Annotated in this window: 12 protein-coding genes (1 of these 12 cut by a window edge); 10 read left to right on the top strand and 2 right to left on the bottom strand. The window is 60.7% G+C overall.

Annotated features, from left to right (window positions below; all coding sequences use genetic code 11):
* Positions 1-12: 12 nt before the first annotated feature.
* From RTCIAT899_RS16040 to RTCIAT899_RS16030, 3 genes are read left to right on the top strand one after another with little or no spacing between them, the layout of a single operon-like run.
* On the top strand, positions 13-870 hold the full coding sequence (locus tag RTCIAT899_RS16040; RefSeq protein ID WP_015341280.1) for a carbon-nitrogen hydrolase family protein: 858 nt from the start codon (positions 13-15) through the stop codon (positions 868-870).
* Complete coding sequence (locus RTCIAT899_RS16035) at positions 867-1295, top strand: DUF1178 family protein (protein WP_015341279.1); 429 nt, start codon at positions 867-869, stop codon at positions 1293-1295. Before RTCIAT899_RS16040 ends, RTCIAT899_RS16035 begins: the two co-directional genes overlap by 4 nt.
* Positions 1295-1882, top strand: a complete 588-nt coding sequence (locus RTCIAT899_RS16030) for a DUF3291 domain-containing protein (RefSeq protein ID WP_015341278.1) — start codon at positions 1295-1297, stop codon at positions 1880-1882. Before RTCIAT899_RS16035 ends, RTCIAT899_RS16030 begins: the two co-directional genes overlap by 1 nt.
* A 13-nt stretch (positions 1883-1895) precedes the next feature.
* Here the strand turns inward: RTCIAT899_RS16030 and ubiG are convergent, their stop codons facing one another.
* The gene (gene ubiG, locus RTCIAT899_RS16025; RefSeq protein WP_015341277.1) at positions 1896-2648 is read right to left on the bottom strand and encodes a bifunctional 2-polyprenyl-6-hydroxyphenol methylase/3-demethylubiquinol 3-O-methyltransferase UbiG; all 753 of its coding nucleotides are present in this window, start codon (positions 2646-2648) and stop codon (positions 1896-1898) included.
* Between the two features lie 264 nt (positions 2649-2912).
* Here ubiG and RTCIAT899_RS16020 point away from each other — a divergent pair, with 264 nt between their 5' ends.
* The 7 genes from RTCIAT899_RS16020 (at position 2913) to clpB (ending at position 13360) form a co-directional block, all read left to right on the top strand.
* Positions 2913-3539: a hypothetical protein gene (locus RTCIAT899_RS16020; protein ID WP_041677992.1), complete on the top strand. Its 627-nt coding sequence runs from the start codon at positions 2913-2915 to the stop codon at positions 3537-3539.
* A 171-nt stretch (positions 3540-3710) separates the two neighbouring features.
* On the top strand, positions 3711-4985 hold the full coding sequence (locus tag RTCIAT899_RS16015) for an aspartate kinase (protein ID WP_015341275.1): 1275 nt from the start codon (positions 3711-3713) through the stop codon (positions 4983-4985).
* Positions 4986-5085: 100 nt separating this feature from the next.
* Positions 5086-7353 (top strand): phosphoenolpyruvate--protein phosphotransferase, encoded by a 2268-nt coding sequence (gene ptsP, locus RTCIAT899_RS16010; protein ID WP_015341274.1) that lies wholly within the window; start codon positions 5086-5088, stop codon positions 7351-7353.
* Positions 7354-7446: 93 nt separating this feature from the next.
* The gene (prfA, locus tag RTCIAT899_RS16005; RefSeq protein ID WP_015341273.1) at positions 7447-8526 is read left to right on the top strand and encodes a peptide chain release factor 1; all 1080 of its coding nucleotides are present in this window, start codon (positions 7447-7449) and stop codon (positions 8524-8526) included.
* Positions 8523-9398, top strand: a complete 876-nt coding sequence (gene prmC, locus RTCIAT899_RS16000; protein WP_015341272.1) for a peptide chain release factor N(5)-glutamine methyltransferase — start codon at positions 8523-8525, stop codon at positions 9396-9398. Before prfA ends, prmC begins: the two co-directional genes overlap by 4 nt.
* Positions 9399-9744: 346 nt before the next feature.
* Positions 9745-10443, top strand: coding sequence for a DUF4167 domain-containing protein (locus tag RTCIAT899_RS15995; RefSeq protein ID WP_015341271.1), 699 nt, complete (start codon positions 9745-9747; stop codon positions 10441-10443).
* 316 nt (positions 10444-10759) lie between these two features.
* Entirely contained in the window at positions 10760-13360 is a 2601-nt protein-coding gene (gene clpB, locus RTCIAT899_RS15990) for an ATP-dependent chaperone ClpB (protein ID WP_015341270.1), read from the top strand.
* A 98-nt stretch (positions 13361-13458) separates the two neighbouring features.
* Here clpB and RTCIAT899_RS15985 read toward each other — a convergent pair whose 3' ends face one another.
* Positions 13459-14573: the 3' portion of a M23 family metallopeptidase gene (locus RTCIAT899_RS15985; RefSeq protein WP_015341269.1), read on the bottom strand. Its footprint extends 826 nt past the window's final position; only the last 1115 of its 1941 coding nucleotides appear in the window; the start codon falls outside the window, past its right edge — the gene reads right to left on this strand; its stop codon occupies positions 13459-13461.

Raw genomic sequence — 14573 nt, 5'->3', positions numbered from 1 at the left:
AGGGAGAAACCGATGAGCTTCAAGGCCGCTGCCATCCAGATGTGTTCCGGCGTCGATCCGGTGAAGAACGCGGCTGATATGACCCGTTTGGTGCGGGATGCAGCCTCCAAGGGGGCGATCTACGTACAGACGCCGGAGATGACCGGCGCGGTGCAGAAGGATCGCCCGGGGCTGCGTGCCGTGCTGCGCGACGAGCCGAACGATATCATCGTCAAGACGGCCTCCGAGCTGGCGAAGGAACTTGGCATCCATCTTCACATCGGCTCGACGGCCATTGCGCTCGATGACGGCAAGATCGCCAATCGCGGTTTCCTCTTCGGTCCCGATGGCAAGCTCATCAATCGCTACGACAAGATCCATATGTTCGATGTCGATCTCGACAATGGCGAAAGCTGGCGCGAAAGCGCCGTCTACCGGCCGGGATCGGAAGCGCGCATCGCGTCGCTGCCGTTCGCCGAGCTCGGATTTTCCATCTGCTACGACGTGCGCTTTCCGCAGCTCTTCCGCGCCCAGGCCGTTGCCGGCGCCGAGGTGATGACGGTGCCTGCCGCCTTCACAAAGCAGACCGGCGAAGCGCATTGGGAAATCCTGCTGCGCGCCCGCGCCATCGAAAACGGCATGTTCGTGATTGCCGCCGCGCAGGCCGGCAAGCATGAGGACGGCCGCGAGACCTTTGGCCATTCGATGATTATCGATCCCTGGGGCAAGGTGCTGGCATCCGCCGGCGGTACGGGCGAAGCCGTCGTCATCGCCGAGATCGATATCGCCGCCGTCAAATCAGCCCATGACAAGATACCGAACCTGAAGAATGCGCGTGAATTTTCGCTGGAGAAGATCGCGACGCCGGCGGCTGGAGGCGTCGCTGCTTGATCCGTTATTCGCTTACCTGTGACAACGCCCATGAGTTCGAGGGCTGGTTTTCCGAAAGCGCTGATTTCGATCGCCAGGTCGCAAGCGGTTTCCTCACCTGTCCTGTCTGCAATTCGGGTGCGATCTCCAAGCTCCTGATGGCGCCTTCGGTTTCGACGGCGCGCAAGAAGGATGAGTTGCAGACGCTCGCGATGGACGCAGCGCGCAAGCAGGCCTTGGTGAAACTCAAGGAAGCGGTCGACGCCATCAAGGCCAATGCCGAGGATGTCGGTACGAAATTCCCGGAGGAGGCCCGCAAGATTCATTACGGCGAAGCAGATGCGCGCGGGATCATCGGCAAGGCGACGCCGGACGAGGCACAGGCACTCGTCGAGGAAGGCATCGAGATCGCTGCTGTTCCTGTGCTGCCCGACGATATCAACTGATGCCGGTCGCCGGCAGCCAACATCTCGCCATGTATAATTTCGGGCTGCATGTCGAGGCCTATGAAAGCCCAGCCGTCGAGGGGTTTCGCCTGCGCGAGGCGGCGAATTTCGAGGCGGCGGCCCGTGCTCACGGTTTCTTTGGCCGCTCTGGCTATGTCGGCGAGCCGGGCACTGCCTGTTGGGGCGAGCAGGTTTTCCCGCGTTTCATCGAGGGTAGCGGCTTTCAGACCGCGCCGTCATCCCTATCGCTTTGGGCCGATATCGAATCGCTGATGGCATTCACCTATAGCGGCGTGCATGCCGACGCCCTGAAACATGGGCGGCACTGGAATGTCAGGCAGAGCTGGCCGCCGCTTGTCCTTTGGTGGGTGGAAGCTGGGGCCGTACCGCGATGGCAGGATGGGGTAGAGCGCCTAGAACACCTTCACGATTATGGCGCAGGCCCAAGGGCGTTCTCATTCAAGCAGCCCTATGGATCCGATGGTCAGCCACTTGAGATCGATCGTTCTCGTATCAAGGAAATCGTTGCGCTCAACGCTGCCACGCAGGGCGAGTTACTGGCGCATGTGCTGACACTGAAGATCTGAGGCAGATGCGTGATCAGCTCAGGTTTGCCCGCTTCGCCAACAGCATATAGTTGACGTCCATATCTTTCGACAGGTTCCAGCGATCCTGCAGCGGCGAATAGAATACGCCCGTGCGGGCGGTGATCTCGAGACCGCTTGCCGCAAGCGGCTTTTCGATCTCCTCAGGACGCACGAGCTTTTCGTATTGATGAGTGCCGCGCGGCAGCCAGCGCAGCACGTTTTCCGCCGCGAAAATGGCAAGCGCTGCTGCCTTCATGGTGCGATTGATGGTCGCGACGAACATCAGGCCGTCGGGGCGCACCATTTTCGCGCAGGTCGACAGGAAGAATTCGACGTCGGCGACATGCTCCACCACTTCCATGTTCAGGACGATATCGAAAGTTTCGCCGGCTTCAGCAAGCTGCTCGGCGGTGACGGCACGGTAGTCGACGGGAACGCCGGAGGCTTTTGCGTGCGTTGAGGCAATGCCGATGTTCTTTTCCGAGGGGTCGGCGCCAATGACGCTGGCGCCCATGCGGGCTACCGGCTCCGACAGCAGGCCGCCGCCGCAGCCAATGTCGAGCACGCGCAGGCCCTCAAGCGGCTTGCTGCTCTTCGGGTCGCGGTCGAAATTCTCGCAGGCGCGGTCGCGGATATAGGCAAGGCGCACAGGATTGAACTTGTGCAGCGGCTTGAACTTGCCAGTGGGGCTCCACCACTCGGCCGCCATGGCGGAGAAACGGTCCACTTCGCTCTGGTCGATCGTGCTCTTTGCCGTTTCGTTCATGGCTTGCTCCGTGATTTGCGTCGTTCGAAGGTTCGGACGGCCGCACGCAATAATTCTATCCCGTAGGGTGAAGTCGGACGATCGATGCGCGATGTCAAGGGCCTGCGACCTTCGATCAGCTGTGGGCTATCCCGATCAGGAGGCGCGAATTGCGATGCGAAGGTTGACATGGAGGTATCTTATGGCCGATCAATCCCCGGGGCTGTGAAATGGGTTTCGGGACCGGGATTGATTGCGATCGACCGGCTTGTAGAGGAGTTCCTCATGAGACCATTCCGTCTCGCGACGGCCATCGCCATGGGTTGGCTTGCGGCCAGCCATGCAAATGCCGGGGACGGCAAGGGGTTTCGCCTGACGATCGACGGCATTAGCGTCGGTATCAATCCCGGCGATACGCTCGAAGTTACCATGAAGGACGGCAGCAAGGTGCCTGTAGAGCTGCAGCGCAGCGAAACGGTGACCTTCACGGGCGGCAAATTCTCCTTCGATCATGATGGCAAATTCACCGTCGCAAAGACGGATCTCGGAGACGGCGTGCAGCAATATGCGCTGATGACGCCGATCGGCACCGGCATCATCGTGCAGGTCTATAAGGGTCTCAATCCTTCCAGCTATACCGATGTCATACTGCAGCAGATGGTGCAGGAGAGCCTCAATGGCGGCGCCAAGATCAGCAAGCGGCCAACCCAGCGCGCATTGCCGAGCGGTACCGTATTGAAGGGCATCAAGGCGGAGACGACCACGGACGACGACGTCATGGAGTATGAGATCGTCGCGACCGGCCGGCCGGAAGGCGGGGTGCTTGTCGCCACCTTTCTCAACAGGGAAAACCTGCCCAGGGAAGAGGGTATTCTCGACAAGCTCTGGTCGACCTTAAAAGTGGATTTTTAGAGTAAACTTTTCATCACCTCTGGCGTCCGATGCTATTGCACCTGCCCGACAAACTCGCTAAGAGACGGCCCCATTGAGATCACGCTTTTCCGGCTACCGAACCGGGAGGGCGATTTTGCATGTCGGGCTTATCGCGTTCAGCCGCCCGGCGCAGGGTACTGGTAGAGGCACATGGCACGCATCGTGATGAAATTCGGCGGGACCTCCGTCGCGGATCTGGACCGTATCAAGAATGTCGCACGCCATGTGAAACGCGAGGTCGATGCCGGACACGAAGTGGCTGTGGTCGTTTCCGCGATGTCTGGCAAGACCAACGAACTGGTCGGCTGGGTCCAGAACATGCCGAAAGTCTCCGGCGCCAACCACTCGATCTACGATGCGCGCGAATATGATGCCGTCGTGGCTTCGGGCGAGCAGGTCACATCAGGCCTTCTGGCGATTGCGCTGCAGGCCATGGGCATCAACGCCCGCTCCTGGCAGGGCTGGCAAATCCCGATCCGCACCGACAACGCCCATGGCGCCGCCCGTATTCTCGAGATCGAGGGCGAGGACATCATCCGCCGCATGGGTGAGGGCCAGGTCGCCGTCATCGCCGGCTTTCAGGGGCTCGGCCCCGACAACCGCCTCTCGACGCTCGGGCGTGGCGGTTCCGACACCTCGGCCGTTGCGATCGCCGCCGCCGTCAAGGCCGATCGCTGCGACATCTATACCGACGTCGATGGGGTCTATACGACCGATCCGCGCATCGAGCCCAAGGCGCGTCGCCTGAAGAAGATCGCCTTCGAGGAAATGCTCGAAATGGCCTCTCTCGGCGCAAAGGTGCTGCAGGTGCGCTCGGTTGAGCTCGCCATGGTGTTCAAGGTCCGCACTTTCGTGCGCTCTTCTTTCGAGGATCCCGATGCTCCGGGCATGGGCGATCTGCTTAACCCGCCCGGAACGCTGATTTGTGACGAGGAAGAAATCGTGGAACAGGAAGTAGTCACCGGCATTGCCTATGCCAAGGATGAGGCCCAGATCTCGCTGCGCCGTCTTGCCGACCGGCCGGGTGTTTCCGCCGCGATCTTCGGGCCGCTGGCCGAAAACCACATCAATGTCGACATGATCGTCCAGAACATTTCCGAGGACGGTTCGAAAACCGACATGACCTTCACGGTTCCGTCCGGCGATGTCGAGAAGGCGCTGCGCGTTCTTGGCGAGAACAAGGAAAAGATCGGCTACGACGTCGTCCAGAGCGAATCAGGCCTGGTCAAGGTTTCGGTCATCGGCATCGGCATGCGTTCGCATGCGGGCGTGGCCGCGACCGCTTTCAGGGCACTTGCCGAAAAAGGCATCAACATCAAGGCTATTACGACGTCAGAAATCAAGATTTCCATCCTGATCGACGGTCCTTATGCAGAACTCGCAGTCAGGACTTTGCATTCCTGCTACGGTCTGGATAAGAGTTGAGTCACGACTGCTGACGACGGACCGTGACGGAGGCGAGTTTCGGCCGGCCCTAACGTGGGCAAGACGAGCATGACATCTTGATTCGGGAGCTAGTGGCGCAATGAGAGACCTATCCGGCGGTCCACGCGTTCTGCTCAAGCGGCTACGCGAATTGATGGCGGAGCCGCTGGAGCCGCAGGAGCGCCTTGACCGGATCGTCCGCCAGATTGCCAGCAACATGGTCGCCGAGGTGTGCTCGGCTTACGTGCTGCGTGCGGACGGAGTCCTCGAGCTTTATGCCACCGAGGGTCTGAATAAAGAGGCCGTACACCTTTCGCAATTGAAGATGGGGCAAGGCCTCGTCGGCACGATTGCGGCCTCCGCCCAGCCGCTCAATCTTTCGGACGCGCAATCGCATCCCGCCTACCGCTACCTGCCGGAAACCGGCGAAGAGATTTATCACTCCTTCCTCGGCGTGCCGATCCTGCGCACCGGCCGGTCGCTCGGCGTTCTCGTCGTCCAGAACAAGGCGAGTCGCACCTACCGCGAGGAAGAGCTGGAGGCGCTCGAAACGACGGCCATGGTGCTGGCCGAGATGATCGCGACCGGCGAGCTGAAGAAGATCACCAAGCCGGGTCTGGAGCTTGACCTCACACGCTCCGTCACGATTGATGGCGACAGCTACAATGAAGGGATCGGCCTCGGCTATGTCGTGCTGCACGAGCCGCGTATCGTCGTCACCAACCTGCTGAACGAGGATACCGACAAGGAAATCGGCCGTCTCGCCGAAGCGCTGGGATCGCTGCGCATTTCGATCGACGACATGCTCTCGCGCCGCGACGTTTCCATGGAAGGCGAACATCGCGAGGTTCTTGAAACCTACCGCATGTTCGCGCACGACCAGGGCTGGGTGCGCAAGCTCGAGGAAGCCGTCCGCAATGGCTTGACCGCTGAAGCCGCCGTCGAAAAGGTGCAGAGCGACACCAAGGCGCGCATGATGCGCCTCACCGATCCCTATCTGCGCGAACGCATGCATGATTTCGAGGATCTGGCAAACCGGCTTTTGCGGCAGCTCATCGGACATTCCGGGCGTACCAGCGCTGAAGGCTTTCCGAACGACGCGGTCATCTTTGCGCGTGCGATGGGTGCGGCGGAACTGCTCGATTATCCGCGCGCCAATATTCGCGGTCTGGTACTGGAAGAGGGCGCTGTCACGAGCCATGTCGTCATCGTGGCGCGCGCCATGGGCATTCCGGTCGTCGGGCAGGCGGCAGGCATCGTCGCGCTGGCGGAAAATGGCGATTCGGTCATCATCGATGGCGATGGCGGCCATGTTCACCTTCGGCCTATGGCCGATCATCAGCGCTCCTATGAGGAGAAGGTCCGGTTTCGTGCCCGCAGGCAGGAGCAGTTCCGGGCTCTGCGCTCCGTCGAGCCGGTCACCAAGGACGGGCAGCGCATTTCGCTGTTGATGAATGCCGGCCTGCTGGTGGACCTGCCGCAGCTTGCGGAATCAGGGGCCGAGGGTATCGGCCTGTTCCGTACCGAGCTGCAGTTCATGATCGCCTCGACCATGCCGAAGGCGGATGAGCAGGAAGCGTTCTATCGCAATGTCCTGAAGCAGGCGGGCGGCCGTGTCGTCACCTTCCGCACGCTCGACATCGGCGGCGACAAGGTCGTTCCCTATTTCCGGGCGCATGAGGAAGAAAATCCCGCGCTCGGCTGGCGTGCCATCCGTCTCTCGCTCGATCGTCCCGGCCTGTTGCGCACGCAGCTCAGGGCCATGCTCAAGGCGGCGGCCGACAACGAATTGAAGATGATGGTGCCGATGGTCACGGAAGTCTCCGAGATCAGGGCCGTGCGCGAACTTCTGCAGAAGGAAGTGCAGCACCTCTCGCGCTTCGGGCACAGCCTGCCGCGCAAGCTGCAGTTCGGCGCAATGCTCGAGGTGCCCGCGCTGCTGTGGCAGCTGGACGAGTTGATGGCGGAAGTCGATTTCGTCTCGGTCGGCTCCAACGACCTGTTCCAGTTCTCGATGGCGGTCGATCGCGGCAATGCCCGCGTTTCGGATCGCTTCGATCCGCTCGAGCGGCCGTTCCTGCGTATCCTGCGCGATATTGTGCGCGCTGGCGAACGCAACAAGACGCCGGTGACGCTTTGCGGCGAACTGGCGGGCAAGACGATTTCGGCTATGGCCCTGCTCGGAATCGGTTTCCGCTCGGTTTCGATGTCGCCGGCCTCGATCGGCCCGGTCAAGGCAATGCTGCTCGGGCTCGACCTCAAGGCCTTGTCCGAAGTCATGGAGGCCGCACTCGATGACAGGCAGCCGACGAGTTCCATGCGCGATATCCTTGCGCGCTTTGCCGAGAGCCACAATATTCCGCTTTAGCGTCCGATCCTGAAAAGCACGAAGCGGTTTGCAGGCAGGATCATGCGCATCACAACATCAAAGCAGAGATAATAAGAAGAATTGGAGTAGAGGGTGGCGAAGCTCCCCGTTGAAAAAATGCGCGAGTTGGAACGTCGCTTCGGCGAGATCGAGGCGCGCATGTCCGCTGGCCCGGCCGCGGATGTCTATGTGAAGCTTGCTTCCGAATATTCCGAATTGCAGCCGGTCGTGACCAAGATCCGGGATTATGAGCGCGCTCTAGCCGAGGCTGCCGATCTTGAGGCCATGCTCTCCGACAAATCGGTCGATCGCGAGATGCGCGATCTTGCGGAGATGGAGCTGCCCGAGGTCAAGGAGCGCATCGAGGCGCTGGAAAAGGATATCCAGGTCGAGCTTCTGCCGAAGGACGCGGCCGACGAGAAAAGCGCGATCCTAGAAATCCGCGCTGGCACCGGCGGCTCCGAGGCGGCGCTTTTTGCCGGCGATCTTTTCCGGATGTATGAGCGTTTCGCCGCCAGCAACGGCTGGAAGGTGGAGGTGCTTTCGGCGAGTGATGGCGAAGCCGGTGGTTTCAAGGAAATCATCGCGACCATCAGCGGCAAGGGCGTGTTTTCCCGGCTGAAGTTCGAATCCGGTGTCCATCGCGTGCAGCGCGTGCCGGAGACCGAGGCGGGCGGGCGCATCCACACCTCGGCGGCGACCGTTGCCGTTCTGCCGGAGGCTGAGGAGATCGATATCGAAATCCGACCCGAGGATATCCGTATCGACACCATGCGCTCATCCGGCGCCGGCGGCCAGCACGTCAACACGACGGACTCGGCCGTGCGCATCACGCATCTTCCCTCCGGCATCGTCGTCACGAGCTCGGAAAAGTCGCAGCACCAGAACCGCGCCAAGGCGATGCAGGTCTTGCGTTCGCGCCTCTTTGACATGGAGCGCCAGCGCGCCGACAGTGAGCGTTCCGCCGACCGCAAAAGCCAGGTTGGCTCCGGCGACCGCTCCGAACGCATCCGCACCTATAATTTCCCGCAAGGGCGCGTCACCGATCACCGCATCAACCTGACGCTTTACAAGCTCGACCGGATGATGATCGGCGAGATCGACGAAGTGGTCGACGCGCTTTTGGCGGACTACCAGGCGAGCCAGCTCGCCCAGCTCGGCGAACAGACATGAGCGGCGGGCAAGGGTCGACCGTTTCCGGACTCCTGCAGGAGGTGCGCGCCCGCTTTGCCGAGGCCGATCTCGATGATCCCGCCACGGAGGCGCGCATTATTGTCGGCGGCCTTCTTCGCCTTTCCGCGACCGGGCTGGTGACGCGCGGTTCCGAGCCTGTGTCAGAAGATGATGCCGCTATGGTACGGGCTGCGATTGCCCGGCGGCTCAATCATGAGCCGGTCCATCGCATTCTCGGCGAGCGGGAGTTTTATGGTCTGTCGCTGCGGCTGTCGCCGGCGACGCTCGAGCCGCGGCCTGATACGGAAATTCTCGTCGATACGATGCTGCCGCATATCAGGCGTCTTGAATCCAAGATCGGCAATATCCATATGCTGGACATTGGAACGGGTACCGGGGCGATCTGTTTGGCCCTGCTCCACGAAAGCCCGCAAGCGACGGGTGTCGGTTCCGATATTTCCAGCGAAGCGCTGGAAACGGCTCGCGGGAACGCTGAGCGAAATGGCCTGGCAGAGCGGTTTATGACCGCGCATGGAAGCTGGTTTGACGCCATCCACGAATGTTTTCATGTGATTGTCTCAAATCCGCCCTATATTGCGTCCAATGTCATTTCCACTCTCGCTCCAGAAGTAAAGGATTTCGATCCTCCCGCGGCCCTTGACGGGGGCCTTGATGGGCTGGATGCTTACAGGGCGATCGCGAAGGACGCGGCTCGGTTCCTGCATCCGGACGGTATGATAGGTGTGGAGATCGGCTACGATCAGCGTGAAACGGTGACTTCAATTTTTGAAGGAGCAGGATTTTCCCTCGTCGAGGCGGTCCGTGACTACGGGCAGAATGACCGGGTTCTTGTGTTTGAATTTCAACATTAATGCGACGTTTTCAGCGGATTTGTGAGACCCCGTTGCTATCGCAAAGAAAAAGCTTGGATTTCCTGAGGAAGCAATATAGGTTGCGCTCACGCGTTGGGCGGCTGGGAATGAGCGAGACGATTCGCTTATCTTGGACAGCCTCGGGGAACCGCTCTCTGGTAAGAGTGTCAAAGGTTGAAGATAACCCAATGCGTGATCAGTTTAATCTGACGTAGTCGAGCGGCAGACCGGCGCTAAAGCGCAGTTTGCTTGCGGCACGAAAGCCCTGGTTTGGCGGTGTCCGAACCGCGGCGGCAGGTGTCGTGTATAATTTTATCCCAACGAAGAGAATTCAGGTGAAGGATCTATGAGGCCAGGACAGCAGAACAAGCGCGGTCGGGGGCGTGGTAACAACAACAACGGCGGCGGCGGAAATAACAACAACAATTTCAACCGCAAGGGCTCGAACCCGCTGACCAGGACTTACGACAGCTCTGGTCCCGATGTGAAAATCCGCGGAACCGCACAGCATATCGCCGAGAAATACGCGGCCTTGGCTCGCGATGCTCAAAGCTCCGGCGACCGCGTCATGGCGGAAAACTACCTGCAGCATGCCGAACACTACAATCGGATCATTGCCAGCGCTCAGGCGCAGATGCAGGAGCGCTACCAGCGCGACGATCATCACAATTACAATGACCGCGATAATGCCGAGCGTGACATCGACGATATGGATGCGCAGGAAATCGACGATCAGCCGCAGATGGCTCAACCTCACGTTCGCCAGCAGCAGGCTGCTCCAGCCGTTGCTGCCGCTCCGGCCAGTGAGCCCGAAGCCATCAACGGTACCGGCCCGCAGCCGGTGATCGAAGGCATCCCGGCCGAAGTGGCGATCGAAGAAGAAACTCCGGCAGTGGCCGCCACCGAGCGCCAGCCGCGCCGTCGCAGTGCAGGCGGTAATCGTCCGCGCCGCCAGCCGCGCCGCAGTGCTGCAGCCGAGGGCGATGACCAGGGTGAAGCCGGGTCGAGCGAAGCTCCGGCTTTGGCGGACGCTACCTCGGAATAAGTCGCTCCGCTGGAGTGAACGAGTTAATAAAGCGAGAATGCAGGAATGGCGGCGAAAGCCGCCATTCCTTTTTGTATGGCGGGTAGTCCCTTTCTGGACTAACCGGCGCTTCTTCGATTGCCGAAGCAAATGGAGCCACTCCGTCCGGTTTTTCCGTTCCATGACCCTTTAAACTCTTCGAATATCCTCCCATATTCCCTCCAGTTGTCTTGTCGCAAATCTCAATGGCGGAAAGGCGGGGCCTGCCTCTAGAGGGGGCTCAATCTCAATCATCGGTCTGTGCCTGTATGGGCAGAGCGATTCATGGAGGTCTCATATGAATATCGAAAAATACTCCGAACGGGTTCGCGGTTTCCTGCAATCCGCTCAAACCAATGCGCTTGCGCAAGGAAATCAGCAGTTCACCCCCGAGCATGTTCTCAAGGTGCTTCTGGACGACGACCAGGGGATGGCTGCCTCGTTGATCGAACGCGCCGGCGGTGATGCCAAGGCTGCGCGTCTTGCCAATGATGCCGCGCTTGCCAAGCTGCCGAAGGTTTCCGGCGGCGACGGCCAGGTCTATCTCTCGCAGCCGCTCGCCAAGGTCTTTGCCACTGCTGAAGATGCCGCGAAGAAGGCTGGCGACAGTTTCGTCACTGCCGAGCGTCTCTTGCAGGCTCTGGCCATCGAACCCTCGGCTTCCACTTCGGCGAGCCTGAAGAAGGCCGGCGTTACACCTGTTGCCCTCAATCAGGTCATCAACGATATCCGCAAGGGCCGCACGGCCGACTCGGCCAATGCGGAGCAGGGCTTCGATTCCTTGAAGAAATATGCCCGCGACCTCACCGCCGAGGCCCGCGAAGGCAGGCTCGACCCTGTGATCGGCCGTGATGACGAAATCCGTCGCACGATCCAGGTCCTGTCGCGCCGCACGAAGAACAATCCTGTGCTGATCGGCGAGCCCGGCGTCGGCAAGACGGCGATCGTCGAAGGCTTGGCGTTGCGCATCGTCAATGGCGACGTGCCGGAATCGCTGAAGGATAAGAAGCTGATGGCGCTCGACATGGGCGCGCTGATTGCCGGTGCAAAATTCCGCGGCGAGTTTGAAGAGCGGCTGAAAGCCGTGCTCAACGAGGTGCAGTCGGAAAACGGCGAGATCATCCTGTTCATCGATGAGATGCACACCCTCGTCGGAGCCGGCAAGGCTGACGGCGCCATGGATGCGTCCAACCTTCTGAAGCCCGCCCTTGCACGTGGCGAGCTGCACTGCGTCGGTGCGACCACGCTCGATGAATACCGCAAGCATGTCGAGAAGGATCCGGCACTTGCCCGCCGCTTCCAGCCCGTCATGGTCGAGGAGCCGACGGTCGAAGACACGATCTCGATCCTGCGCGGCTTGAAGGAAAAGTATGAGCAGCACCACAAGGTGCGCATCGCCGATGCCGCGCTGGTGGCTGCCGCAACCCTGTCGAACCGCTACATCACCGACCGTTTCCTGCCGGATAAGGCCATCGACCTGATGGACGAAGCCGCGGCGCGTCTGCGCATGCAGGTGGATTCCAAGCCGGAAGAGCTCGACGAACTCGATCGCCGCATCATTCAGCTGAAGATCGAACGCGAGGCGTTGAAGAAGGAAACCGACCAGGCCTCGGCTGACCGGCTGAAGCGGCTGGAAACGGATCTTACGTCTCTGGAAGAGGAAGCCGATGCGCTGACCGCGCGCTGGCAGGCCGAAAAGCAGAAGCTTGGTCTTGCGGCCGATCTAAAGAAGCAGCTCGACGATGCACGCAACGAGCTCGCCATTGCCCAGCGCAAGGGTGAATTCCAGCGCGCCGGCGAGCTTGCCTATGGCGTGATCCCCAATCTTGAGAAGGAACTTCACGCCGCGGAAGAGCAGGATAGTGCCCGCGATTCCATGGTGCAGGAGGTCGTCACCGCCGACAACATCGCCCAGGTGGTTTCCCGCTGGACCGGGATTCCCGTGGACAAGATGCTGGAAGGCGAGCGCGACAAGCTGCTCAGGATGGAAGACGAGCTCGCAAAATGGGTCGTCGGCCAGGGCGATGCCGTTCAGGCCGTCTCTCGCGCCGTTCGCCGCTCGCGCGCTGGCTTGCAGGATCCGAACCGGCCGATCGGCTCGTTCATCTTCCTCGGCCCGACCGGTGTCGGCAAGACGGAGCTGACCAAGGCGCTTGCCCGCTTCCTCTTCGACGACGACACCGCGATGGTGCGCATCGACATGTCCGAGTACATGGAGAAACACTCCGTGGCCCGGCTGATCGGTGCTCCTCCCGGCTATGTCGGCTATGAGGAAGGCGGCGCGCTGACCGAAGCCGTCCGCCGTCGGCCCTATCAGGTCGTGCTGTTCGACGAGATCGAAAAGGCGCATCCCGATGTCTTCAACATCCTGCTCCAGGTTCTGGATGACGGACGTTTGACGGACGGACAGGGCCGCACGGTCGATTTCCGCAACACGATGATCATCATGACTTCCAATCTGGGCGCCGAATATCTGACCCAGCTGAAGGATGGCGATGACAGCGATCTGGTACGCGAGCAGGTGATGGAAGTCGTCCGGTCGCATTTCCGGCCGGAATTCCTGAACCGTATCGACGAAATCATCCTGTTCCATCGCTTGAAGCGCGATGAGATGGGCGCGATCGTCGATATCCAGCTCGAGCGGCTGCTGAAGCTGCTGTCGGAACGCAAGATCACGCTCGAACTCGATGACGATGCCCGCAACTGGCTCGCCAACAAGGGTTACGATCCGGTCTATGGGGCAAGGCCGCTGAAGCGGGTGATCCAGAAATACGTCCAGGATCCGCTCGCCGAACAGATCCTTTCGGGTCAAATTCCGGATGGTTCGCTCGTCAAGGTCACCAGCGGTTCGGACCGGCTGTTGTTTCGTCCGCGCCAGGCGGTAAACGAAGCGGCCTAAGCTATAGCATGTGAATGAATGCGGATGGCGGTCTTCGGGCCGCCATTTTGCCATCGGCCGCAGCGCAGCCCAAATGTGAAATGGCCGAGCGGCTGAGGCTATTTGCTGGCGATCTGCTTCGTCTTCTCGTCGGTCAGCAACGTATCGATGCGCTTGCGCTCTTCCTGGAATTTGGCGAGCGCGTCGCCTTCAAGCGATTTGCCGCCGGGAAGGCGGATGCGCAGCGGGTCGACCTTCGTACCGTTGACGATCAGCTCATAGTGCAGGTGAGGACCGGTCGCGAGACCTGTCGAGCCGATGAAGCCGATCACCTGTCCCTGCACGACCTTCGCGCCGGGGACGACGCCCTTGGCGATGGCGCTCTGGTGATTGTAGGAGGAGACGTAGCCGTTCGCATGGCGGATCAAGGTCTGATTGCCGAAACCGCCGGAATCCCAGCTGGCCTTTTCGACGATGCCGTTGCCGGCAGCGATGATCGGCGTGCCGCGCGGTGCTGACCAGTCGACGCCGGTATGCATGCGGGCAAAGCCGAGGATCGGGTGGCGCCGCATGCCGAAGCCGGATTTGAAGACGCCGGTGGGAACAGGATTGCGCAGCAGGAATTGCCGGATGCTCTTGCCGGCCTCGTCGAAGTAGTCGATCGAGTGATCCGCCGGATCCTCGAAGCGGTAGAAACGGGTGACGTTGTCGCCGAAACGGGCGTTGACATAGAGCAGCTCGGAATCGGCCGTCGCCTGTCCCTTGTCGTCGGTGACGGAGAAGAAGGCTTCCAGTGAATCCGTCGGCTTTAGCTGTGCCTGGAAATCGACATTGCTCGCGAGCAGCTTGACGATCTGCGCCACCATTTCCTTGGTCATGCCGTAGGAAAGGGCGGCGCGATAGATGCCGTCATAGACGCTCGGCAGGTCGCGGCCGGCCGCCAGGGCGGGCGCATCATTGTCGAAAGCCGTCGAGATGGCATCGAGCATTGGCGGGGCGCTGCCGGCAACGAAGTCGCCATGATCGTTCTGCGCGACGGTCAGCAGATGTTTCGTGCCGCGATAGATGCTGGCGCGGATGATTTTTGCCTGCTCGCCCTTCTGCAGGATGCCGATGCGCAGCACGTCGCCGGCGGAGACATCGGACGAACCGAAGAGCGGCTGGATCTTGGTTGCGACATCATTCGCGTCGGCTTTGAGGTAGCCGGCGCCTATTAGTGCCGCGGCAATCGGCA

The organism is Rhizobium tropici CIAT 899 (assembly GCF_000330885.1).
GTDB classification, from domain to species: domain Bacteria; phylum Pseudomonadota; class Alphaproteobacteria; order Rhizobiales; family Rhizobiaceae; genus Rhizobium; species Rhizobium tropici.
The sequence above is the reverse complement of the archived record's forward strand: the minus strand, read 5'-3'. Positions and strand labels throughout refer to the sequence as shown.

Bases quoted from the DNA above. Each gene is read 5' to 3' on its own strand.
- RTCIAT899_RS16015 (WP_015341275.1), top strand. From the start codon at position 3,711: ATGGCACGCATCGTGATGAAATTCGGCGGGACCTCCGTCGCGGATCTG.
- prmC (WP_015341272.1), top strand. From the start codon at position 8,523: ATGAGCGGCGGGCAAGGGTCGACCGTTTCCGGACTCCTGCAGGAGGTG.
- clpB (WP_015341270.1), top strand. From the start codon at position 10,760: ATGAATATCGAAAAATACTCCGAACGGGTTCGCGGTTTCCTGCAATCC.
- RTCIAT899_RS16040 (WP_015341280.1), top strand. From the start codon at position 13: ATGAGCTTCAAGGCCGCTGCCATCCAGATGTGTTCCGGCGTCGATCCG.
- RTCIAT899_RS16030 (WP_015341278.1), top strand. From the start codon at position 1,295: ATGCCGGTCGCCGGCAGCCAACATCTCGCCATGTATAATTTCGGGCTG.
- RTCIAT899_RS15995 (WP_015341271.1), top strand. From the start codon at position 9,745: ATGAGGCCAGGACAGCAGAACAAGCGCGGTCGGGGGCGTGGTAACAAC.
- ubiG (WP_015341277.1), bottom strand. From the start codon at position 2,648: ATGAACGAAACGGCAAAGAGCACGATCGACCAGAGCGAAGTGGACCGT.
- ptsP (WP_015341274.1), top strand. From the start codon at position 5,086: ATGAGAGACCTATCCGGCGGTCCACGCGTTCTGCTCAAGCGGCTACGC.
- RTCIAT899_RS16020 (WP_041677992.1), top strand. From the start codon at position 2,913: ATGAGACCATTCCGTCTCGCGACGGCCATCGCCATGGGTTGGCTTGCG.